Origin of the sequence: Nonomuraea sp. 3N208 (assembly GCF_052245935.1) — a bacterium.
GTDB lineage: Bacteria > Actinomycetota > Actinomycetes > Streptosporangiales > Streptosporangiaceae > Nonomuraea.
This window is the reverse complement of the sequence record NZ_JBQQBR010000015.1, coordinates 137,635-158,821: the sequence shown is the minus strand read 5'-3', so window position 1 is coordinate 158,821 and position 21,187 is coordinate 137,635. Positions and strand designations below refer to the sequence as shown.

The window sequence follows — 21,187 nt, the reverse complement described above, 5'->3', positions numbered from 1 at the left end:
CCGTGACACGCTCGGCCCGAGATGGGGGGCAGACGAGGGCGGCGGCGCCGTGTCCAGCGAGTGCTCGGCCCATGCCGGGTTTACGGCGAGTCCAGCGGGCCGAAGGCACGCAGTGCGGTGGCCCGCCCGAGGGGGTTACCCAAAAGATCTTTGGCTGGGTCCCCGGCTGGCCGTCCGAGCCGCCGCCGTTCGAGGAGGCCGGCGTACGTGCGGCGCGTGCGTTCCTCGGCGCGCACGGCCGGGTGACGCCGGAGATGTTCGACACCTGGCTGTTCGGCGGCGCACCACGCCCGCGTCCGGAGGGACACGCGCCAACGGGCCGGCACGCTGCCAAGGCAGCCCACCGGCACCAGGGCGTGCCAACGATCAGCGCCTCAAGCGCCGGCACCGCTGATCAGAGACGCCCGCGTGCGCGGCCTCCTCAGACCTGGCGTCTAGGACGTGGTGCCCGCCATGACGCGGTCGACGATGCCCTTGGTGCCCTCCTCGCGGGCGCAGTGGGCGCAGCAGTACCAGTGGTCACCCGCCTGGACCCCGTGCCCGATGACCTTGGTGCCGCAGTGCTCGCACACGGGCGCCATCGCCTCGATCGCGCACTGGAAGCAGTCGAAGGTATGTACCGATCCCTGCGCGTGCACCTCGAACGCCATGTCGTAGTCGTTGCCGCAGCTCTCGCAGACAGCCATGGTGATCCCCTTTACATTCGAATCCGCCCGGGGGGATACCCCGTTCTGTGCTCCCCTTTCCCCAAAGGACGACCATATTCCGGCCGCCCCGCCCGTCACGGGCGTTCCACCGCGAAGCGGGCCACCAGCGGCAATCCCAGCAACCCGAGTGCGGCCAGTGCCACGGGCAGGCCGAACCACCCGCTCAATCCGGCCACGAGCAGCGGGCTGACCACGAAACCCGTGTACGAGACCGTGGACACTCCCCATACCAGCGTCCCGCTCGGATCATCGGCGGCCGATCGGCTGAGCAAGGCAGGCACCAGCGGCCCGAGCGCCAGCCCGGTCACCGCGAACCCCACCATGGAGATCACCACGTTCTCGCCCAGCCCGGCCAGCGCGATGCCCGCGCCGCCGCCCACCCCCGCCACCAGGTACATCGGCCTGAGCGGCACCCGCGGCAGCGCCTGCACGATGAGCCGTCCGGCGGTGAGCGCCGCCATGTAGACCGCGGGCGCGGCGCTCGACACGAGCGGTGTGGCGCCGCGATGTTCCTCCAGCAGCAATACCGACCATTGCTCGACCGAGTTCTCGATGATGAGCACGCAGGCCGCCAGCGCGCCGAGCACGGCGGCGAGCCCCCAGAGCCCGCGCCTGTCGGCGTGCGAGGGGGGTTCGGCCCTCTCACGCCCCATGGGCAGCGCCAGCAGCGACAACGACGTGGCGACCACGATCACCGCGATGGTCGCGAGCACCGCGCCGACGCCGTACCCGAGCGAGCGGGCCAGCCCCGTGGCCGGGGCGGCGGCGATGACCCCGAGAGGAAAGGCCGCGTGCACCGGCTGGAAGAGCCGGCGGCCGGTCTCGCGTTCGACCCGCCCGGTGGTCAGGTTCAGCGCGATGTCCAGCGCGCCGCTGGTGGCGCCGATCAGCAGCAACGCCGCCGCCAGCTGCCACAGCGAGCCCACCAGGCCGACGCAGGCCACGCTGAGCGCGAACAACGTCGTCGTGACCATCAGGGCAGACCGCTCCCGTCCCCGCGCCAGCCGCCCGGTGAGCGCCATCGCGGGCAATGCCCCCACCGGTACGGCGCTCAGCGCCAGCCCCAGGTCGCCCGCCGAGATGCCCAGCTCCACCTTGATGGCGGGCAGCAGGGCCGACCAGGAGCCCCAGAACACGGCCCAGGCTGCGCAGACCGCGATGAGCGGCATCCGACCCCCTTGCAATTACGGTTAAGTCACAGTAAAGATCATCGATGTCCTTATATCGCCCTGCCGAAGGGAAAATCCGTGCTCACGCGAACGGTCATTGCGGCCGCCCTGGTCGCCGCCGGGATCGCCGCCATCCCCTCCTCCGCGTACGCCGCCACGGCCCGCTACACGCCCGAGCGCATCTGCGGCCCCGGCTTCCACCGTGTCAAGGACGGACACCGGGCGATGAAGACGCGCGGCGCCGTGTTCGGGCACGTGTACCTGATGTACAACAAGCGCTCCGGCAAGAACTGCGTGGCCGCGATCAAGAGCGTCTACCAGGGCATCCGCTCGGTCACCGGCGCCTACCTCGAGGTGAAGGGCGGCGGCAAGTCGCAGGACGAGCAGAAGTACCGCTACTACGCCGAGACCGGCCATCTCGACGGGAGCTGGAAGTGCGTACGGTACGCCGGCTGGACCCGCGACCCCGACGGCCGGATCGAGGCGTGGGGCGGCCGCCAGTCCTGGGGCAACTGCCTGGGCTGACCGTCCGCATGCAAGTTTTTCCGCCGAAGCTGTCACATCCGGGCGGTCCGCCCCGTCCTGCCGGTGAAAGAGGGAAAAACTGAGGAGGCTCACATGACCCAGCGGATCAACGTCGCCAAGAACATCCCCGAGGTGTACCACCACTTCCTGGGAGTGGAGAAGATCCTGCACGACAGCGAGCTGCCGGCCGGCACCATCCTGCTGGTCAAGCTGCGCGCCAGCCAGATCAACGGCTGCGGCTACTGCGTCGACATGCACAGCCGCCACATGAAGAAGGACGGCGAGAGCGACGAGCGCCTCTGGATGGTGGCGGCCTGGCGCGAGGCCACCGTCTTCACCCCGGCCGAGCGAGCTGCGCTGGCGCTGACCGAAGAGGCGACCAGGCTTGCGGACCTGCAGGCCGTATCGGACGCCGTATGGCAGGAGGCGAGCGAGCATTACAGCGAGAAGCAGCTCGCGCTGCTGATCGCGGCGATAGCGATGATCAACGCCTGGAACCGGATCGGCGTCACCGCCCGGCTCACACCTGGTGCCTGATCTCGTAGAAATGCATTGAGCCGGACCGGCACTGGGGCTAGGTTGGCGCGCATGGCGGGCGGCAAGCGCCCGTCAAGCCGTCGCCAAGCGGCGCGGCGCACAGTCGTGAAAAGGAGAACGACGCGCTTCCGAAGGGGGAGACCATGAAACGCGTCAAAGTCAGCAAGGCGACGGCCAAGCGGCGTCCCCGGCCGGCCATGGAGTTGGACCTGCGTTCACCGGCGGGTCGCAGGCTCCCCTACTGACATGCTCCTTACAGCAAACTTACGGGGGTATCTGTAGATAACATAGATAACAAGAACATCACGGGGGGCTCACGATGAAGAGGCTTGTGGCGGTGCCGCCACACGTTGCCAGGCATAAGGTCCGCGACATTCGCTCGGCAGACCACCGCAAGCCGCCCGCCGATCCCAAGGTGATCGACTTGCGGGCCTACACCGGCAGAAACGTGATCCGTTTCCCCGGCGGTCCCACGCCTGCCGCTTAGCCCACCGGACGGGACCCAGGCCGCCGCGCGGCCTGGGTCGTCGCATGTCAGGAGGCGTACAGTTTCTTGGCGTACGTCGCGCCGTAGTAGCTTTCGAGCTCTTCGAGGCTCTCCTGCACCGTCTGCACGTCCTTGACCAGCCTCGCGTGCGAAGGCAGGTCGTTGTCGCCCCAGGTGTCCGGCTTCCACAGCGCGGAGCGCAGGAACGCCTTGGCGCAGTGGAAGAAGATCTGTTCGATCTCTACGACGAGGGCGAGATGCGGGCGGTGCCCCTTGACGATCATCTCATCGAAGAACGGGGCTTCGCGGACGAGTCGGGCTCGGCCGTTGAGGCGGAGGGTCTCGTTACGGCCGGGGATGAGAAAGATCAACCCTACATGCGGATTTTTCAGGATATTGAGGAATCCGTCCGCTCTACGGTTCCCTGGGCGGTCCGGGATGGCGATGGTGGCGTCGTCGATGACGTGGACGAATCCGGCGGGGTCGCCCTTGGGTGACACGTCACAGTTGCCGTGGTCGTCGGAGGTGGCGATCAGACAGAACGGCGAGGCCGCCAGCCACTGCCGGTCACGCTCGTGCAGGCGTACCCGCTCCTTGGTGGCCGCCCTCGGCATGACCTCCCCCAGCAGCTCGCGCAACTCAGCCTCGGACCCGATCTCCGCCCAACTCATGTGATCTCCCTTCGAGGGTTTCCCTGATGATTTTGTCAGGAATGGGAGCCAACATCCGGTGTGGTGTCCGAAGGGCGAGACTGACCAGGTCCTCGCGCGTGTCGTGGCGCAGGCCCGGCCCGGGGTGGACCTCGACCTCCTCCAGCGGGACGCTCCGACGGCAGGCCGGGCAGCCGGATTGGCGATCGAGCCGAGTCCGGCAGGTCACGTGGTGGTACAGGCGACGGGGGCCGTGCGCGGCGAGATGGCGCTCGCCCCACTGCGTCAGGGCCAGCACGGGCGGCCAGAGCTCGCGGCCCATGGGGGTCAGGACGTACTCGTCGCGCGGCGGCGCGTCCTGGTAGCGGCGCCGGTCGAGGACGCCGGCCGCGACGAGCGTGGCGAGCCGCTGGGAGAGAACGGCTCGCGGGATGTCGAGGTGGGCCTGGAAGTCGCCGAAGCGCCGCACGCCGTACATGGCGTCGCGGACCACGAGCAGCGTCCACCGCTCGCCGATCACCTCCAGGGCCTTGGCGAGGGAGCAGTCTTGACCGTCGTAGTTCTTGCCGAGCGCCATGGGGCGCATGTTAGTTCATTCACCGAACCGTGCTAGCGTGCGGCACCATGAGTTCAATGACCGAACCGGCCATCGAATCGCGCATGGCCGACCTCGACGGCCTGCGCATGCACTACCTGATCGCCGGCGAAGGACCGCTGCTGGTCCTGCTGCACGGCTGGCCGCAGACCTCCCACTGCTGGCGGCGGCTCATCCCCGCCTTGGCCGGCCACTTCACGGTCGTAGCCCCCGACCTGCGCGGGTACGGCCGCACGGACAAGCCGGTCGCCGGCTACGACAAGCGCACGATGGCGGCTGACATCCGCGCCCTGGCGCGCTCGCTCGGCCATTCCACACTCGTGCTCGCCGGCCACGACCGGGGCGCCAGGGTCGCCCACCGCTACGCGCTCGACCACCCAGGCGAGGTGGAGCGGCTCGTGGTCATGGACATCATCCCGACCAGGGAGATGTGGCGCAGGTTCGACATGACGACCGGCCTGGCGTCAGGAACCTGGCACTGGACGTTCCACCTGCAGCCCGATCTCCCGGAGCGGCTGGCGGGCCAGGACGTCCGCGGCTACCTGGGCTATTTCTTCGAGAAGTGGACCGTGCAGCGGTCACGGCTGGACGTCGAGGAGTACGTGCGCGCGTTCGAGCAGCCGGGCGCGCTGCGGGCCGGGTTCGAGGACTACCGGGCCTCGTTCCCGCACGATGCCCAGCACGACGACGCCGACTGGGACGCGGGCCGGCGGCTGGAGATGCCGGTCCTCGCGCTGTGGGGCGCCGCCGGGCTGCCGAGCAGAGTGCCGGTGCTGGACATCTGGCGGGATTACGCCCTTGACGTGCGCGGGGCCGAGATCCCCGACTGCGGGCACTTCCTGGCCGAGGAGCAGCCGGACGCGGTGCTCGCCCACCTGTCGAACTTCCTGCTGCCCCGCTGATCACCAGCGGCGGGCGTGGGCCATCGCCCCCAGATACGCATCCCGCTCCACCGCGAACCTCACCGGCTCCACGCCCTGCCGTTCGGCCCGCAGGTGCAGCATGGTCAGCTCGGTCGCCGCCTGCTGGTAGTCGCTCATGGCCCGCCCGAGGCCGACTCGCCTGGCCCACCTGCGGGCCGCCTTGCGGGCCGGCAACGTGCTGAGCATCCGGACGTCGGCGTCCGTGACCAGCCCGGTCTGCTGATAACCCGGCAGGTAGACGGCCATCTTGCCGACGAGCTGGCGGCGTTCGACGACGGTCACGACGATGAGCAGGACGAGCGCCGCCATGATCACCAGGTACGCAATGCCCAGCCAGGTCAGCGAGCCTGTGCTGGCCGAGCCGTTCCAGAGCGCGTGCAGGAAGACCGCGCCGAGGTATCCGAGCGGGATCGCGGCGAACCTGCCGGGCGTGCGGCGGGTCAGCGCGTAGGCGACGCCGATGCCGATCATCGAGGTGTAGACCGGGTGACCGAGCGGGTCGATCAATCCGCGCAGCACGAACAGCTGGATCGCGCCGCTGACACCGTCCTCGCCGAACGCGAGCAGGTAGTAGCCGACGTTCTCCACGGCGGCGAAGCCCAGGCCGGCCATGGAGGCGTACACGATGCCGTCGGTCAGGCCGTCGATCTCGTGCCTCCTGCGCAGGAGCAGCAGCAGCGCCGATCCCTTCAGCGCCTCCTCGATCACGGGGGCCAGCAGGACGGTGCCCACGTCCTCGGCGACCGCGGCGCCGTACCCGGCCCTGACGAACAGCTCCTGGCCGACGAGCGTGAACCCCACGGCCGCCACGACGGCGAGCCCCGCACCCCACGCGAACGCGAACGCCAGATGCAGCTTCGGCTCGGGCTCGAGCCGGTCGAGCGAGAGCACCGCGGCCAGCAGCACCGGCAGCGGCGCCACCGCGAGCAACGCCGACAGCCCGAAGCCGACCGGCCCGCCCGAGAGCAGCATGACGGCCAGCACGAGGAGCGCGAGGATTCCCGAGATGACCAAGCCGATCAGCAGGGCCTTGCTGGGGCGCTGGGAGACGGAGCTCGGCAGGGGAGCTGTCATGGTGATGCCTCTCTTCCCGTACAGTCCGCCCACTATGCGCCCCGCGCATCGACGGGCACTTAACGATCGCTTGATTCCCGGTAGTAAGGATCCGCCACGATGGGCTCGTCTGCCGTGTACGAATACACTTCCCGGCCGGAAATGAACACCCTCAGCGCCCGGCTCATGACGTCCAGCGGATCCCCGGACCAGATGACCACGTCGCCGTCGAGCCCCGGCCGCAGCGCGCCCACCCGGTCGTCGATGCCCATGATGCGGGCCGGGTTCACGGTGATCGACCGCAGCGCCGCGTCGCGGTCGAGCCCGTCCTTGACCGCCAGCGTGGCCTGGTGGACGAGGAAGTGGATCGGCACGACGGGATGGTCGGTGGTGATGGCCAGTTCGACCCCGGCCCGTGCCAGGATGCCGGGGTTGCGCAGCGAGCGCTGCCGCAGCTCGACCTTCGACCGGCTGGTGAAGAGCGGCCCGATGATCACAGGGACGTTCCGGTCGGCCAGCGTGTCGGCCAGCAGATGTCCTTCGGTGCCGTGGTTGATCACCAGGCGGTAGCCGAACTCGGCCGCCAACCGCAGCGCGGTGGCGATGTCGTCGGCCCGGTGCGTGTGCTGGCACCACGGCAGCTCGCCGTCCAGCACGCGGACGAGGACCTCCAATGTGCCGTCGCGGTCGAACGGCTTGCCCTCGTCCGCCGCGGCGGCCTTCCTTGCCCTATAGTCCTGGGCCTTCATGAACGCGTCGCGGATCACCGCCGCGACGCCCTGGCGGGTGGAGGGCAGCTTCTTCTGGTCGCCGTAGACCCGCTTGGGGTTCTCACCGAGTGCGCTCTTGACGCTCACCGGCTCCTTGATCAGCATCTCGTCGACGGTCCTGCCCCAGCACTTCACCGCGACCGTCTGGCCGCCGATCGGGTTGCCGGAGCCCGGCTTGATCACCACGGTGGTCACGCCGCCGGAGAGCGCGTCGGCGAAGGCCAGGTCGGCCGGGTTGATCGCGTCGAGCGCGCGCAGGCGGGCGCCGTTGGGGTCGGTCATCTCGTTGGTGTCGCTGCCGGCCCATCCCTCGGCCTCCTCGTGCACGCCCAGGTGGCCGTGGGCCTCGACGAAGCCGGGCAGCACCCAGCCGCCCGCGGCGTCCACGACCTGGAACCCGTCGGGGATCCGCACGTCCGCGCCGACGTCGGCGATCCTCCCGTCCGCGATGAGCACGACGCCGCCGTCGATGGGGGCACTGCCGATGGGCACGACATATCCGCCGGTAATAGCAAAATTCACGAGTCGTAACTTATCGGGCAGCGGGTAGGGGGCCCGAATGATCGCGGATCTGTACGAGCGATGGCTGCTCGAGATGTGGAACGGGGACTTCACGCTCGCCCACGACCTCGTCACCCCCGGCTTCGCCGGCCACTGGCCCGGCATGGACGTGCACGGGCCCGAGGGGCTGGTGGAGGCGCTGAAGCAGGGGCACGCACCGTTCGACGACGTCACGGTCACGCTGGACGTGGGACCGATCGTGGACGGGGACCGGGTGGCGGCCCGGTGGACGTTCGCCGGGGTGTACCGGGGCGGTCTGCCCGGCGCGGGCGCGCTGTCGGGGACGAGGGTGACCTTCAGCGGTCACGACATCCTGCGGGCCGAAGGTGACAGGTTCGCCGAATACTGGGTGATCTCAGATGCGCAGACGTTCAACCGGCAGCTTCGGATAGGGTGAATCGTCTCCAACCCGACGGAGGATTATCAGGTGCTGCAGGAACATGCGCCGGGCAATGGAGCGAGGTCGCTGACGGACGAGGAGATGTCGGGGCTGCTGGCGCAGCAGCGTTTCGGCGCGCTGGCGACGCACAAGAGCAGCGGCCACCCGCACCTGTCCACCGTCCTCTACACGTGGGACCCGCGGCAGCGGGTGGTGCGGATCTCGACCATCGCCGACCGGCTCAAGGTGCTGCACCTGCACGAGGACCCGCGGTGTGCCCTATACGTGACCAGCGACGACTTCTGGTCCTACGCCGTGGCCGAGGGCGAGGCGGAACTGTCGCCGGTGACCACGGAGCCCGGGGACGAGGTGGGCATGGAGTTGCTCGCCATGCAGACGGGGCTGGCCGGCCCGGCCGTCGAGGCGGCGTTCCTGCAGCAGATGGTGGCCGACCGGCGGCTCGTGATCAGGCTCAGGGCGTCACGCTTGTACGGGACGGCGCTCGCCGTTTAGCCCGGCTCCTGTTGTAGGCCACCGACGCGATCACGATCAGCACGAGCCCCAGGTCGATGGCGGCCGACCAGCGCATGGCCGCCACGTGGCCGCCGTCCCGCGCGACCGCGAAGAACACCGCCCCGATCACCGCCACTCCGCCCGCGCCCGCGAACTGCTGCACCGTGCTCAGAATGCCGGAGCCGATGCCGGCCTGGTGCGGCTCGACCTCCACCAGCGCCGCCCCGATGAGCTGTGGCAGGACCAGGCCATTGCCGGCGCCGACGAGCATGAGCGCTGCCATGACGTACGGCAGCCCGAGGCCGGCCGCGGCCACCAGCAGGCCGAGCCCCAGCGCCGTGACCGTGCCGCCGATCATGACGACGATCAGCCCGTACCTCCAGACCAGCCGCGTCCCAAGCACCGAGGTGACCGAGAAGAGCACCCCCATCGGCGCGAACGCCAGTCCCGCCTGGAAGGCGGTCAGCCCCATCCCGGCCTGCAGCAGCAACGTCAGCGTGAACATGAACGCGGCGAAGTACGCCATGAACGCCACGATCGACCCGACGCCCGCCAGGTAGGAGTGGACCTTGAGCAGCGCCAGGTCCAGCACCGGCTGCCCGCCGCGCGCTCCGAGCACCCGCTGCCGGCGCCAGGTCAGCGCGACCACGGGGACGCTCGCCGCCATACTGACCCAGGTCCAGGCGGGCCAGCCCAGGCTGTTGCCGAGGCCGAGCGGCACCAGTACCAGCCCCAGGCCGGCGGCGAGGCCGGCCGCGCCCGGCAGGTCCAGCTTCGGCCTGCGGGCCGTGTCGACCTCCGGCAGCAGCCACGCCGCCACCGGCACGACGACCAGGCCGACAGGCAGGTTGATGAGGAAGACGATCCGCCAGCCGAGGCCGAGCACGTCGGCCGTGACCAGCAGCCCGCCCAGCACCTGGCCGGCGATGGACCCCAAACCGCCGACCGCGCCGTACCAGCCGACGGCCCTGCCCCGTTCCTCGGGTGGGTACACGGCCGAGATCGTGGCCAGCACCTGCGGCACCATCGCCGCACCCGCCAGGCCCTGCAGGAGGCGGGCCGCGACCAACTGGGCCGGGTTCACGGCGATCCCGCACAAGAGCGAGGCGACGGTGAACGCGGCCACGCCCCAGATGAACAGGCGCCGGTAGCCGTAGCGGTCGCCCAACCGGCCTCCGGTGATCATTCCGGCCGCGTACGTGAAGGCATAGCCGCCGACGATCAGCTCCAGAGCGGCCGGGCCGGTGTGCAGGTCGTGCTCGATGGAGGGAGCGGCCACGTTGACGACGAAGAAGTCGAACTGGGCCATGAACCACGCGGACAGGAGGATGGCCAGCGTACCGGCAGTTCTCACGACATTCAGGGTAGATCGTCACCACTACGTGATCCCCATTGACCCGTCTGGCGTGTCGTTTGCTCATCACCCCGGCACCGCGGGTCTACTCTCCTCTCAACTCCCTGTCACGCAACCTTGTCATCGTCGGTTCGCAGGCCCCTCTCCACCTGAGGAGACCCATGTTCCGATGCATTGTCCTGGTCGTCGCCGCCCTGTCCGCTCTCACGGCCCCCGCCACCGCAGCCACCGCCGCCCCTGCCGTGCTCAACGTCGCGCATCGGGGCGCGTCCGCCTACGCTCCCGAGAACACGATCGCCGCTTTCGAGCTGGCCGGCAAGCAGCGGGCCGACATGTTCGAGCTCGACGTCCAGGAGACCAAGGACCACGAGCTGGTCCTCATGCACGACACCACCCTGTCCCGCACCACCGATGTGGAGCGCGTCTTCCCCGGCCTGTCGCCATGGAACGTCGGCGACCTCACGCTCACGCAGATCGGCAAGCTGGACGCCGGCTCCTGGCTCAGCGACGAGTACGCCGGCGAGCCGGTGCCCACGCTGGGTGAGGCGCTGCGCGCGATGAGCGGCTCCGGCATGGGACTCCTGCTGGAGGTCAAGAAGCCAGAGCTCTACCCGGGAATCGAGCGGCGCATCGCCGACGAGCTGCGCCGCCACTCGAGCTGGCTCTCGCCGGGGCGGCTGGTGGTGCAGTCCTTCAACTTCGAGTCAATGCGAAGATTCCACCGGCTGCTGCCGGACGTGCCGATCGGACTCCTCGGCACGCCCACCACCGCCGAGCTGCCCGAGCTTGCGAGGTTCGCCGACCAGATCAACCCGCAGTACACCACGCTCACGCCGTCATATGTACGCCGCGTGCACGACCTCGGCATGCAGGTCCTCGCCTGGACGGTGGACAACCCGGACGTCATGCGCCGGATGCTGACCTACCGAGTGGACGGAATCATCACCAACAAGCCGGACGTGCTACACGACTTGCTGGACGCCTGAGGTCCGGACGGCCGATCCGCAGGGGATCGTGACAGGCGAGCCGCGCCTGGGACATGGCCGAGCGAGAGACCTCGGGGGAGACGGCCTCAGCCGTCTCCCCCGAGTTTCTACGTTTCCGCGCGGCTCAGCTGCAGCCGCTGGTGGAGCCGCAGCCTTCGCAGACGTAGCAGCTGCCGGCAGGACGCATCTTGGTGCCGCAGGTCATGCAGAGCGGCGCGTCGGCCGTGAAGCGCTGGTGGCTCTCCAGCGTCAGCTCCTCCTGGGCCGCCGGTACCGGGTGGGTCTCCTTCGGCTTCTCCTCGATCGGCGCCGACTGGGCCAGCGCCTCGCGGTCCACCGTCTCCTGCAACGCCGCCGGGTCCTCCCCGCGCTGCTGCGCAGCCCGCTCCGTCGCCGAGAAGATGCCCAGGGCCGCCCGCTCCTCGTACGGCAGGTGGTCCAGGGCCAGGCGCCGGAAGATGTAGTCCATCACCGACGTCGCCATCCGGATGTCCGGGTCGTCCGTCATACCGGCCGGTTCGAACCGCATGTTCACGAACTTGCTCATGTACGTCTCCAGCGGCACCCCGTACTGGAGCCCGATGGAGATCGCGACGGAGAACGCGTCCATGACGCCCGCCAGGGTCGAACCCTGCTTGGACATCTTGAGGAAGACCTCGCCGAGCCCGTCGTCAGGGTAGGACGAAGCGGTCATGTAGCCCTTGGCGCCGCCCACCGTGAAGCGCGTGGTCATGCTCGGCCGCTGGTTGGGCATGCGCCGCCGGGTCGGCCGGTTGACCTCGATGACCTTGACCTCGGGCTCCTTGGCCGCCTCTTCCTTCTTGGCGCCGTTGCCGGCCGACAGCGGCTGTCCGACCTTGCAGTTGTCGCGGTAGACGGCCAGCGCCTTGAGCCCGAGCGTCCAGCCCTCCATGTAGACCTGCTCGATGTCGTCGATCGTGGCCGACTCGGGCAGGTTGACGGTCTTGGAGATGGCGCCGGACAGGAACGGCTGGGTGGCCGCCATCATGCGGACGTGCCCCATCGGCGCGATCGCCCGCTCGCCCATCGCGCAGTCGAACACCTCGTAGTGCTCCTTGCGCAGGCCGGGGGCGTCGACGACGTGGCTGTGCTCGGCGATGTACTCGACGATGGCCTCGATCTGCTCCTGCTGGTAGCCGAGCTGCCTGAGCGCCCGCGGGATCGTCTGGTTGACGATCTGCATGGAGCCGCCGCCGACGAGCTTCTTGAACTTGACCAGCGCCAGGTCCGGCTCGATGCCGGTCGTGTCGCAGTCCATCATGAGGCCGATCGTGCCGGTCGGGGCCAGGAGGCTGGCCTGGGCGTTGCGGTAGCCGTTCTTCTCGCCGAGCTTGAGGCACTCCGCCCACTGGCGCGAGGCCTCGGCGTGGATCTTGGCGTCCATCGAGCCGATCGTGCGCAGGGAGTCGTTCGCCGCCGAGTGCTTGCGCATGACGCGCTTGTGCGGTTCGGCGTTCCTGGCATATCCGTCGTACGCCCCGACGACCCCGGCCAGCTCGGCGCTGCGGCGGTAGGACACGCCGGTCATCAGCGACGTGATCGCCCCCGCCACGGCACGGCCGCCGTCGGAGTCGTAGGCGTGGCCGGTCGCCATCAGCAGCGCGCCCAGGTTGGCGTAGCCGATGCCGAGCTGCCGGTACGCCCGCGTGGTCTCGCCGATCTTCTCGGTCGGGAAGTCGGCGAACGTGATCGAGATGTCCATCGCGGTGATGATCAGCTCGGTCAGCTTGACGAAGTCGGCGACGTTGAAGGAGTTGTCGTCCTTCAGGAACTTCAGCAGGTTGATGCTGGCCAGGTTGCACGAGGAGTTGTCCAGGTGGACGTACTCGCTGCACGGGTTGCTGGCGGTGATCCGCCCCGTCTCGGGGGTGGTGTGCCAGTCGTTGATCGTGTCGTCGTACTGCACACCCGGGTCGGCGCACTCCCAGGCCGCCTTGGCCATCTTGCGGAACAGGTCCTTGGCCTCGACCGTCTCGATCACCTCGCCGCTGAGGCGGGCGCGCAGGCCGAACTTCTCACCCTTCTCGACGGCCCGCATGAACTCGTCGGAGACGCGCACCGAGTTGTTGGCGTTCTGGTATTGGACGGAGACGATGTCCTTTCCGCCCAAGTCCATGTCGAACCCGGCGTCCCGCAGCGCGCGGATCTTGTCCTCCTCGCGCGCCTTGGTCTCGATGAACTCCTCGATGTCGGGGTGATCGACGTCGAGCACGACCATCTTGGCCGCCCGGCGGGTGGCACCACCGGACTTGATGGTCCCCGCGGACGCGTCCGCGCCGCGCATGAACGACACCGGCCCGCTGGCCGTGCCGCCGCTGCTGAGCAACTCCTTCGAGGAGCGGATCCTGGACAGGTTGACACCCGATCCCGAGCCGCCCTTGAAGATCACGCCCTCTTCCTTGTACCACTCCAGGATCGACTCCATCTGGTCGTCCACGGCGAGGATGAAGCAAGCGCTTACTTGCTGAGGTGATTGGGTGCCCACGTTGAACCAGACCGGCGAGTTGAACGCGAACACCTGGTGCGCCAGGGCGTGCTTCAGCTCGTGGTCGAAGATCTCGGCGTCCTCGTCACTGGCGAAGTAGCCGTGCTCGATCCCGGTGCGGGTGTAGACGCCGACGACCCGGTCGATCAACTGCTTCAGGCTCCACTCGCGCTGCGGGGTGCCCACCGCGCCGCGGAAGTACTTCGTCGTCACGATGTTGGCCGCGTTGACCGACCAGGACTCGGGGAACTCGACGCCCCGCTGCTCGAAGTTGATCGAGCCGTCGCGCCAGTTCGTCATGACGACATCGCGGCGCTCCCATTGGATCTCGTCATACGGGTGCACGCCGGGCTTGGTGAAGATCCGCTTCATCTTCAGTCCCTTACGCGGACGCTTCCCCCCGCGCGCGACTGAACCGCTGGCCGTCTCCGTCATGACTCCCCCTTCTCCGCCTTCAACTGTGAGATCTCGGCCTCGAAGTCCGCCAGGCTCTCGAAACCGCGATACACCGATGCGAATCGCAAATAGGCCACCTCGTCGAGCTCCCGCAGTGGACCCAGGATCGCCAGGCCCACCTCGTTGGAGGGAATCTCGGCCGCGCCCCTGGCCCTGATGACCTCCTCCACCCGCTGCCCGAGCTGCGCCAGCGAGTCCTCGCTGACCGGTCTTCCCTGGCAGGCCCGCCGTACGCCCGCGACGACCTTGTCCCGCGAGAACGGCTCCGTCACCCCGCTGCGCTTGCTCACCATGAGCAGGACGGTCTCCTGCGTGGTGAACCGGCGGCCGCACTCCGGGCAGGTGCGCCGGCGCCTGATGGCCGCGCCGTCGTCCGTCGAGCGGCTGTCGATGACCCTGGTGTCAGGGTGGCGACAGAACGGACAGTGCACGCTTCGCCTCCTTGACCTGCGGCCACCACACGGGCAAAACCGTCGTGACGGGACGCTTGCGCACACTCCACGGCTGGCCATGGAGCGGTCACGGAAACACAAGGTGTGGTGAACTACATCGGTGTAACTACTAGATGTTGTGGTCCAACCGTAGAAGCGCGCGACCATGAACGCAAGTTGAGCGGGCCCATCCGGCCGAAGTCGCTGATCAGCCCGCGGTCGTCCCAAAGCCCCGGGCGTGTCGGCGTCGCTACGCGGCTAGGCGGAGCCAGGTGGTGTCACATGGGTTGCGTCGGATCACGTTGGTGAACAAACCTCACAACTCTACCGGAAGGCCGCCGAGCCATCCCTAGTGCCGTCGCCCTCGACGCCGATCAGCGCACCACTCCGGCGACGTCCCTCGGGACGTACAGACGAGTGCCGGGATGAATGATCGAGTCGGGCAGCCCGTTCAGGCGCTTGATCTCCTCGACCACGGCCCCGGGATCTTCGCCCCCGGAGAGCACGTCGGCGATCGCCCAGAGCGTGTCCCCCTGACGAACCTCCACCCACGGCAGCCCGGCAGTGCTGGGAACGACGACCCGCACCGCCGCATGGCTGACGGCACGTGTCCCGAGCCAGAACCCGCCCAGCGACAGTAACGCCGCCGTCACCACCAGCATGACCCGCCCTCGGCGAGTCAGCCGCACCGGAGGCGCGGCACGACGCTCAAACCGCGACACCCCACGACGATCACGCCGCACACCGGCCCTGCGCTTCCACCGCCGATCAACCCCCACCGCGCCGCCGCCTCCCCGCTGCCGACGCGCCGCAGGCATTCCCGGATCGTTCCCCGCCGACAGCTTGGCCCGCGGCCTGCTCCCCGCAGGCCCGCCACGCCTCTTGCCCACCCCAGGCCCACCGCGCTCCACACCACGACTGAACCCAGCACCAGTCCCAGCCCCGCCGCTCCCTGCAGCGCCGCCCAGCCTCGCACCAGTCCCCTGCCTTCCGCGGCGTGTGCCACTGCCAAGCCCCGCGTTCGCCCCGAGCCCGGCACGCTCTGCGACAGGGACGAGGCTTGTGCCGGTTCCAGGCCCTCCCCGACCCGTACCGGCTCCGCGCCCTCGGCCGCCGTGACCGCCCGATGCGGGCGTTTCATCCGCATTCGTCTCGGGACGCGACGGTGGGACGAGGCGCAGGCGGGGCCTCCCCTGACCCCAGGCGGCCGCCTCCGGCGAGGATCCTCCGCGCCTTGCCGCACCACCCGGACGGAGCCCCAACCTCTTACCGGAATTTCCACGGGAACCGATCTCGGTCCGCGTATTGTCTCCCCGTCGGTTCTTACTCTGCGTAACATCGGCAATGAGTGTGAGCCGTTTGGCGTCTTCGCTGGTCGGGTCCGTGTTTGTGGTCGCTCGCATGGATGACCTCCTGCCGTGTGGCCTGAGGAATAGGCCGAATAAAGATCAGCAAATCGAACACGGTGTCGATCGAACTCCCGTACGATGTTGTACACCACACTGGCGACAATTTCGAGGAAGACTCGAACAATTGTTTGAAGATGATCTTCAACAGCGGTAGCGTCGCTGTGTGCGACATCGAGACCACAGAACGGCAGGTCCGCCGGTGAGGCGGGCGGCCGGGCGAGGAGGCAGAGCATGACCGAGCGGGATGACGCAAACGGGGTCAGCGACCTCGCGGTGCGCAGACGCGACTCCCTGGGCCTGACGCCCAGGCAGCGCAAGATCCTCGAAGTGATTCGCGACTCGGTGCAACAGCGCGGCTATCCGCCCTCCATGCGGGAAATCGGCGAAGCGGTGCAGCTGACGAGCACGTCCAGCGTGTCCCATCAGCTGACGGCGTTGCAGCGCAAGGGTTACCTCAGACGCGACCCACACCGGCCGCGCGCTCTGGAGGTGCGACTGCCGGGCGAGCCGGTGTTGTGGGTGGACCCGGACGCGGATGACGAGTCCACGATCAGCCGTCCCACGGCCGCCTATGTCCCGCTCGTCGGACGCATCGCCGCCGGTGGTCCGATCCTGGCCGAGGAGAGCGTCGAGGACGTCTTCGCGCTGCCCAAGCAGCTCGTCGGCGAAGGCACGCTGTTCCTCCTGCAGGTCGCCGGTGACTCGATGATCGAGGCCGCCATCGCCGACGGCGACTGGGTGGTCGTCCGCCAGCAGCCGGTGGCGGAGAGCGGCGACATCGTGGCCGCCATGATCGAGGGTGAAGCCACCGTCAAGACCTTCAAGCGCAAGGACGGCCATGTCTGGCTCGTCCCGCACAACCCCAATTACGAGCCCATCCCCGGTGACGAGGCCACCGTCTTGGGCAAGGTCGTAGCGGTCCTGCGCCGGCTCTAACCAGGTCGGCGGCTTGGGCGCGCGTCACCTCGCCGCGCCGCGTTCCGGCGCGCGCCACAACATGCACTGACGGGGTACGGCACCGCACCGCCGACCTCGCCAACCGTCATGCTCGGCCCTCAACCGGTCGCTCGTCTCCTCGCTCTCGACAGCCTGCTCCTCTCGCGTCTCTGGCCCACGTCCTCTCTCGCCTCTTGACCATGCCCCCGCTCGGCGACACGCGCGACTCGGAGCACAGCACATCCACCGTCGCACACGGCCCTTCACCGATCCCCCGCCCCCATGGCAGCGGCCCGTCCAGGCGCTCGACCAGAGTTCCAAGGCCCGTGGTCGTGCCCGATCCGCCTGACGGCGTCAGGCCACAAGGGAGTCAAGGCGTCCCGTCGCACACGCCTGCCCCCGCCTCGCCCCGGCGGACCAGAGCGGGCGTCATCCCCGTAGACGCAGGGGCGGGCGTCATCCCCGTAGACGCAGGGGCGGGCGTCACCCTGTAAACCCCAGGGCGGGCGTCATTCCAGGATGAAGCTGGCGTTGCCCCAGAAGGCGCTCGTGCCGTCGTTCCGCTCCAGCCACGCCTGCCCGCCACGATGCCGCAGGAAATATCCCGGGAAGTTCACCGACTCGAACGAGACCGTGCCGGAGCCCGCGAGCCCGCCCCGCCGGTGGAAACTGGCGTCGGCGTTGAACAGGCTCGTGCCGTCGCGTCGCTCCACCCACGCCTCGTGGTTGCGATGCCGCAGGTAGTACCCGGGAAAGTTGGTCGACTCCAGCGACACCGTCCCGGTACCGGACAGCCCCGTGACGATCCTGAACTGGGAGTCCGCCAGCGGCGTGACGTTCGCCTCCAGGCGGGCCCTGAAGTCGTAGTGCCTGATCGCCGATCCCGGCGTGTCGTACGACATGAGCCGCACCGGCGTCGCGCCATCCGGCACCGGGATGCCGAAGTCCGGGGTGCCGTCCGCCCGCCAGTACACCTTCTGCACACGGGTCCGCCGGTTCGGGTCGTTCAGGGGATCGCCTGAGATATCGCGATAGTTGCGATCATGGTAGACGAGGATGTCGCTCTGCCCGTCCTCCGACGTGGTGAAGGAGTTGTGGCCGGGGCCGTACTGGCTGGTCGCGGCGCTGGAGGTGAAGACCGGGTTGGGGCTCTTCGTCCAGGCGGACGTCTGGAGCGGGTCCGCCGACGCCGAGGCCGTCAGCAGGCCGAGACAGTAGTTGGCGTCCGTGGCGCTGGCGGAGTAGGTGAGGAAGAGCCGCCCGTTGCGCTGCAGTACCGAGGGCCCCTCGGCCACCTTGTAGCCGCGGGTCTCCCATGCCAGCGTGGGCACGGTCAGTCGGGTCGTGGGACCGGTGATCGTCCAGGGGTTGGCGCCCATGCGGGCGATGTACAGGTTGGAATTGGTCGTGATGCCCGGCTCCTGCTGCGCCCAGAGGAGGTAGCGCACGCCGTTCGCGACGAAAGTGGTGGCGTCCAGGGAGAAGGTGTCCCAGGGGGTGGTGATCCGGCCGCGCTCGGTCCACGCGCCCGTCAGCGGGTTGGCGCTGGAGCTCTCCAGGACGTACATGCGGATCCGCCACACGTCGTCGGCTCGGCCGGCCGCGAAGTACACATACCACCTACCGTTGACGAAGTGGATCTCCGGCGCCCAGATGTGCGCGCCCATCTCGCCGGTGGCGTGTTTGCGCCAGATGACCGTCTCCGGCGCGCTCGCGAGGCCCTGGATAGTGGTGGCCCGGCGCAGCACGATGCGGTCGTACTCCGGGACGGTCGCGGTGAAGTAGTAGTAGCCGTCGGTGTGGCGGAAGATGTGCGGGTCGGCGCGCTGAGCGGCCAGCGGGTTGGTGTACTGGACGGCGGGCGAGGCGCCCGCCGGCGTCACGTTGACGGTCACGGCGAGCAGCGTAGCCAGGACGAGGGCGGCGACCCTGCGGAAGGGGCCGTTCATGACAGCGGCGAGGTGACGGTGTAGGAGGCGTCGCCGGCGAACACCGAGCCGGACGCTCGCAGGTCAAGGCGCATCTCGTAGTTGTAGTGGCGCAGATAGCGGCCGGGCAGGTTGTAGGACTCGAACGAGATCGTGCCCCCGCCCGCCAGCCCGGACCGCCCGCAGTACGTGGCGTCGCCCTTGAAGATCGCCGACCCGTCGTCCCGTTGCAGGGTCAGCCGCATGTTGTAATGCCGCAGGTAGTAGCCGGGCTGGTTGACGGCCTGGAAGGAGTAGCAGCCGGCCTGCGCCAGCCCGGCGACGACGGCGAACGTGGCGTCCCGGCGGTCGGCGAGCGGACTGGCGGAGCTGAGCGGGTCCACGTAGGCCAGGTAGTCGCGGTGGCGCACGTATCGGTCGGGGAAGTTGGCCGAGCGCAGCGAACGGTTGCCGGTGGGCACCGCCGTCGTGTCGCCGACGTCCTCCCGCAGCACGGTGAAGTGCCTGGCGGTGCCGGACAGGCCGGCCAGCTCGACCTTGGCGCCGAACGAGGTCAGGTTCGAGCTGTCGGCGTAGTAGTAGCGGCCGCCGGTGTAGTTGTCGAAGTAGATCCGCCACCGGCCGTCCGGCAGCCGGGTCAGTGCCGGGCCCTCCAGACCGGAGCCCCAGCCGGCCCAGTCCCCTGTGCCGGTGAACTGCCAGGGGCCGTTGAGCGAGGTGGCGGTGGCGTGCTCGATGTACTTGGTCGTCTCGTTCTTGAGGAAATTGTGGTAGGTGGAGCCCACCTTGACGACGAAGCTGTCGATGTAGTTCGCCGGAATGCCCAGCGGCGTCGGGGCGCTCCACGACGACAGCGCACTGTTCGTGGCGGTGATCCGGTAGGGCCGGAATTGTCCCGCCGTGCCCGTCGTGGACGCTGAGTAGATCACGTGGACGCTGCCGTCGGAGTCCCTGAACCACTCCGGCGCCCAGGTGCTGCCGGTGGCGCCGTTCAGGCCGACGGTGACGTTGCGGAGGAAGGTCCAGTTGACGGAGTCGGCGCTGCGGGCGAAGCCGATGGTGTCGCCGGTCCAGTTGGTGGTGTAGACGAGGTAGTAGTAGCCGTCGGTGTGCCGCAGCACGCTCGGGTCGCGGATCAGGCCGGACGGCGGGGTGTAGGCGTTGGCGCGGACGAGGGTGAAGGTGCTGGCGTTCGCCGAGTCGTAGACGTACATGTTGGACTCGCTGCTGTTGGTGAACGCCGTCATCAAGTAATGCGGCACCGGTCCGGCGGCGTGGGCAGGCCCGGGTGCGAGCACGACCGCCGCGATGGCGGCGAGCAGCGCGACCATGCCGGTTAACGCCTTTCGAGTGCCTCCACGAGTACGCATCCGGCGCCCCTTCGCGATGTTAGCGCTAACATTTCACACGCCAGCGAGGGCGCGGTGATCGCATTCGTACCCCGGGCGTGACCCGCCGTCAATCCCTACGGGCGTACAGGGCGTGCGCGGCCGCGATCGCCTGGTCGGCGAAGTCGAGCACGTCCTGCCGCCGTTCGAACGGGGAGCCGTACAGCGACCGCCGGGGTGTGCCGAAGTGCTCGCCCAGCCCCGAGACCAGGCTCCCGAGCGAGGGCTGCGCGGTGTCGTCCTCGCGTATCCGCAGCGCCTCGTCGATCACGCGGTGCCAGCGCTCGGGGAACGCTTTCCGCGCGTGCCGCGCCGCGACCGTCTTGGAGGTGAGCTCGCCGGTCGCGAGCGTGTAGTGCAGCCGGGAGATGCCCGTGACGACCCACACCGTGGTGTACGCGCCGAGCGAGGCCAGCCCCCACGGCGAAAGCAGGCGGGACGCCCGGGTCACCAGGCGCCGCCAGTAGACGTCGAGGTTGTTGTCGGTCCAGGCGGCGAGCACGGCCGGATCGGTCCAGATGTCGAGCTCCCCCGGTTTGGGACCGCGACAGGTCACCCCATGGCGGGCCAGCGTGTGCCAGGTGACCGGGTTGAGGCCACCCTGAGGGTTGAGCTTGCCGGCGTGGGCCTGCGGGCGCGCCCCGAGGTCCATGGGGTTGCGACGGAGATCGTCCCAGGTCACGTAGACGCCTTCGAACGGGTGGGCGCCGAGGCTGGTGTGGATGCGCTCCAGCGTCTCGATCGGCGGCCCGGCAGCCGTGATCGCGACGAAGTCCACGTCGCTCGTGGCCGGCCGGTAGTCGTCCAGCGCCGCCGACCCTTCCAGATAGAGCCCTTCGATCAGCCCGGGAGCCGTCGCGTCGGCCACTGACAGGTACGTCTCGACAATCGCGTCGATCTTCGGGTGGGGCGTCATCACCGCTC

Annotated in this window: 20 protein-coding genes; 7 read left to right on the top strand and 13 right to left on the bottom strand. The window is 68.9% G+C overall.

Annotation, left to right across the window (positions count from 1 at the left end; translation table 11 throughout):
• Positions 1–434: 434 nt before the first annotated feature.
• Entirely contained in the window at positions 435–686 is a 252-nt protein-coding gene (locus ACTWPT_RS23795) for a hypothetical protein (RefSeq protein ID WP_305922549.1), read from the bottom strand.
• Positions 687–781: 95 nt separating this feature from the next.
• On the bottom strand, positions 782–1,876 hold the full coding sequence (locus ACTWPT_RS23790; RefSeq protein WP_443179639.1) for an MFS transporter: 1,095 nt from the start codon (positions 1,874–1,876) through the stop codon (positions 782–784).
• Between the two features lie 78 nt (positions 1,877–1,954).
• Here ACTWPT_RS23790 and ACTWPT_RS23785 point away from each other — a divergent pair, with 78 nt between their 5' ends.
• Together ACTWPT_RS23785 and ACTWPT_RS23780 are read left to right on the top strand one after the other, a co-directional pair.
• Positions 1,955–2,401: a hypothetical protein gene (locus ACTWPT_RS23785; RefSeq protein WP_443179638.1), complete on the top strand. Its 447-nt coding sequence runs from the start codon at positions 1,955–1,957 to the stop codon at positions 2,399–2,401.
• A gap of 93 nt (positions 2,402–2,494) precedes the next feature.
• Positions 2,495–2,938 carry a carboxymuconolactone decarboxylase family protein gene (locus ACTWPT_RS23780; RefSeq protein WP_443179637.1) on the top strand — a complete coding sequence of 148 codons (444 nt, stop codon included), beginning with the start codon at positions 2,495–2,497 and terminating at the stop codon, positions 2,936–2,938.
• Between the two features lie 534 nt (positions 2,939–3,472).
• On the opposite strand, the gene ACTWPT_RS23775 is transcribed toward ACTWPT_RS23780, so the two are convergent.
• Both ACTWPT_RS23775 and ACTWPT_RS23770 read right to left on the bottom strand, forming a co-directional pair.
• On the bottom strand, positions 3,473–4,096 hold the full coding sequence (locus ACTWPT_RS23775) for a pyridoxamine 5'-phosphate oxidase family protein (RefSeq protein WP_443179636.1): 624 nt from the start codon (positions 4,094–4,096) through the stop codon (positions 3,473–3,475).
• A complete protein-coding gene (locus tag ACTWPT_RS23770; protein ID WP_443179635.1) occupies positions 4,065–4,652 on the bottom strand; it encodes a winged helix-turn-helix transcriptional regulator in 588 nt (195 codons plus the stop codon). The genes ACTWPT_RS23775 and ACTWPT_RS23770 overlap by 32 nt, the downstream gene beginning before the upstream one ends.
• A 56-nt stretch (positions 4,653–4,708) precedes the next feature.
• Between ACTWPT_RS23770 and ACTWPT_RS23765 the strand changes: the two genes are divergently transcribed.
• Positions 4,709–5,572, top strand: a complete 864-nt coding sequence (locus tag ACTWPT_RS23765; RefSeq protein WP_443179634.1) for an alpha/beta fold hydrolase — start codon at positions 4,709–4,711, stop codon at positions 5,570–5,572.
• Here the strand turns inward: ACTWPT_RS23765 and ACTWPT_RS23760 are convergent, their stop codons facing one another.
• Together ACTWPT_RS23760 and ACTWPT_RS23755 are read right to left on the bottom strand one after the other, a co-directional pair.
• Positions 5,573–6,667 (bottom strand): PrsW family intramembrane metalloprotease, encoded by a 1,095-nt coding sequence (locus tag ACTWPT_RS23760; RefSeq protein WP_443179633.1) that lies wholly within the window; start codon positions 6,665–6,667, stop codon positions 5,573–5,575. It lies immediately after the preceding gene.
• 59 nt (positions 6,668–6,726) lie between these two features.
• Entirely contained in the window at positions 6,727–7,938 is a 1,212-nt protein-coding gene (locus ACTWPT_RS23755; protein WP_443179632.1) for an amidohydrolase, read from the bottom strand.
• Between the two features lie 37 nt (positions 7,939–7,975).
• Here ACTWPT_RS23755 and ACTWPT_RS23750 point away from each other — a divergent pair, with 37 nt between their 5' ends.
• Positions 7,976–8,374 carry an ester cyclase gene (locus ACTWPT_RS23750; protein WP_443179631.1) on the top strand — a complete coding sequence of 133 codons (399 nt, stop codon included), beginning with the start codon at positions 7,976–7,978 and terminating at the stop codon, positions 8,372–8,374.
• A 30-nt stretch (positions 8,375–8,404) separates the two neighbouring features.
• The gene (locus ACTWPT_RS23745; protein WP_443179630.1) at positions 8,405–8,869 is read left to right on the top strand and encodes a TIGR03618 family F420-dependent PPOX class oxidoreductase; all 465 of its coding nucleotides are present in this window, start codon (positions 8,405–8,407) and stop codon (positions 8,867–8,869) included.
• Here the strand turns inward: ACTWPT_RS23745 and ACTWPT_RS23740 are convergent.
• Positions 8,829–10,223, bottom strand: coding sequence for an MFS transporter (locus tag ACTWPT_RS23740; protein ID WP_443179629.1), 1,395 nt, complete (start codon positions 10,221–10,223; stop codon positions 8,829–8,831). The two genes, ACTWPT_RS23745 and ACTWPT_RS23740, sit on opposite strands and share 41 nt — an antisense overlap.
• A gap of 161 nt (positions 10,224–10,384) precedes the next feature.
• On the opposite strand from ACTWPT_RS23740, the gene ACTWPT_RS23735 reads away from it, so the two are divergent.
• Entirely contained in the window at positions 10,385–11,209 is an 825-nt protein-coding gene (locus ACTWPT_RS23735) for a glycerophosphodiester phosphodiesterase (RefSeq protein ID WP_443179628.1), read from the top strand.
• A 124-nt stretch (positions 11,210–11,333) separates the two neighbouring features.
• On the opposite strand, the gene ACTWPT_RS23730 is transcribed toward ACTWPT_RS23735, so the two are convergent.
• The 3 genes from ACTWPT_RS23730 to ACTWPT_RS23720 form a co-directional block, all read right to left on the bottom strand.
• Positions 11,334–14,150, bottom strand: a complete 2,817-nt coding sequence (locus ACTWPT_RS23730) for a vitamin B12-dependent ribonucleotide reductase (RefSeq protein ID WP_443179627.1) — start codon at positions 14,148–14,150, stop codon at positions 11,334–11,336.
• On the bottom strand, positions 14,147–14,602 hold the full coding sequence (nrdR, locus tag ACTWPT_RS23725; protein WP_443179626.1) for a transcriptional regulator NrdR: 456 nt from the start codon (positions 14,600–14,602) through the stop codon (positions 14,147–14,149). Before nrdR ends, ACTWPT_RS23730 begins: the two co-directional genes overlap by 4 nt.
• A 374-nt stretch (positions 14,603–14,976) precedes the next feature.
• Positions 14,977–15,324, bottom strand: coding sequence for a LysM peptidoglycan-binding domain-containing protein (locus ACTWPT_RS23720; RefSeq protein WP_443179625.1), 348 nt, complete (start codon positions 15,322–15,324; stop codon positions 14,977–14,979).
• Positions 15,325–16,242: 918 nt separating this feature from the next.
• On the opposite strand from ACTWPT_RS23720, the gene lexA reads away from it, so the two are divergent.
• Positions 16,243–16,947, top strand: a complete 705-nt coding sequence (gene lexA, locus ACTWPT_RS23715; protein ID WP_443179624.1) for a transcriptional repressor LexA — start codon at positions 16,243–16,245, stop codon at positions 16,945–16,947.
• Between the two features lie 509 nt (positions 16,948–17,456).
• On the opposite strand, the gene ACTWPT_RS23710 is transcribed toward lexA, so the two are convergent.
• The 3 genes from ACTWPT_RS23710 to ACTWPT_RS23700 form a co-directional block, all read right to left on the bottom strand.
• Positions 17,457–18,896, bottom strand: coding sequence for a family 43 glycosylhydrolase (locus ACTWPT_RS23710; RefSeq protein ID WP_443179623.1), 1,440 nt, complete (start codon positions 18,894–18,896; stop codon positions 17,457–17,459).
• Positions 18,893–20,245, bottom strand: coding sequence for a glycoside hydrolase family 43 protein (locus ACTWPT_RS23705; RefSeq protein ID WP_443179622.1), 1,353 nt, complete (start codon positions 20,243–20,245; stop codon positions 18,893–18,895). Before ACTWPT_RS23705 ends, ACTWPT_RS23710 begins: the two co-directional genes overlap by 4 nt.
• An 88-nt stretch (positions 20,246–20,333) precedes the next feature.
• Positions 20,334–21,179, bottom strand: coding sequence for an aminoglycoside adenylyltransferase domain-containing protein (locus ACTWPT_RS23700; RefSeq protein ID WP_443179621.1), 846 nt, complete (start codon positions 21,177–21,179; stop codon positions 20,334–20,336).
• Positions 21,180–21,187: the final 8 nt, after the last annotated feature.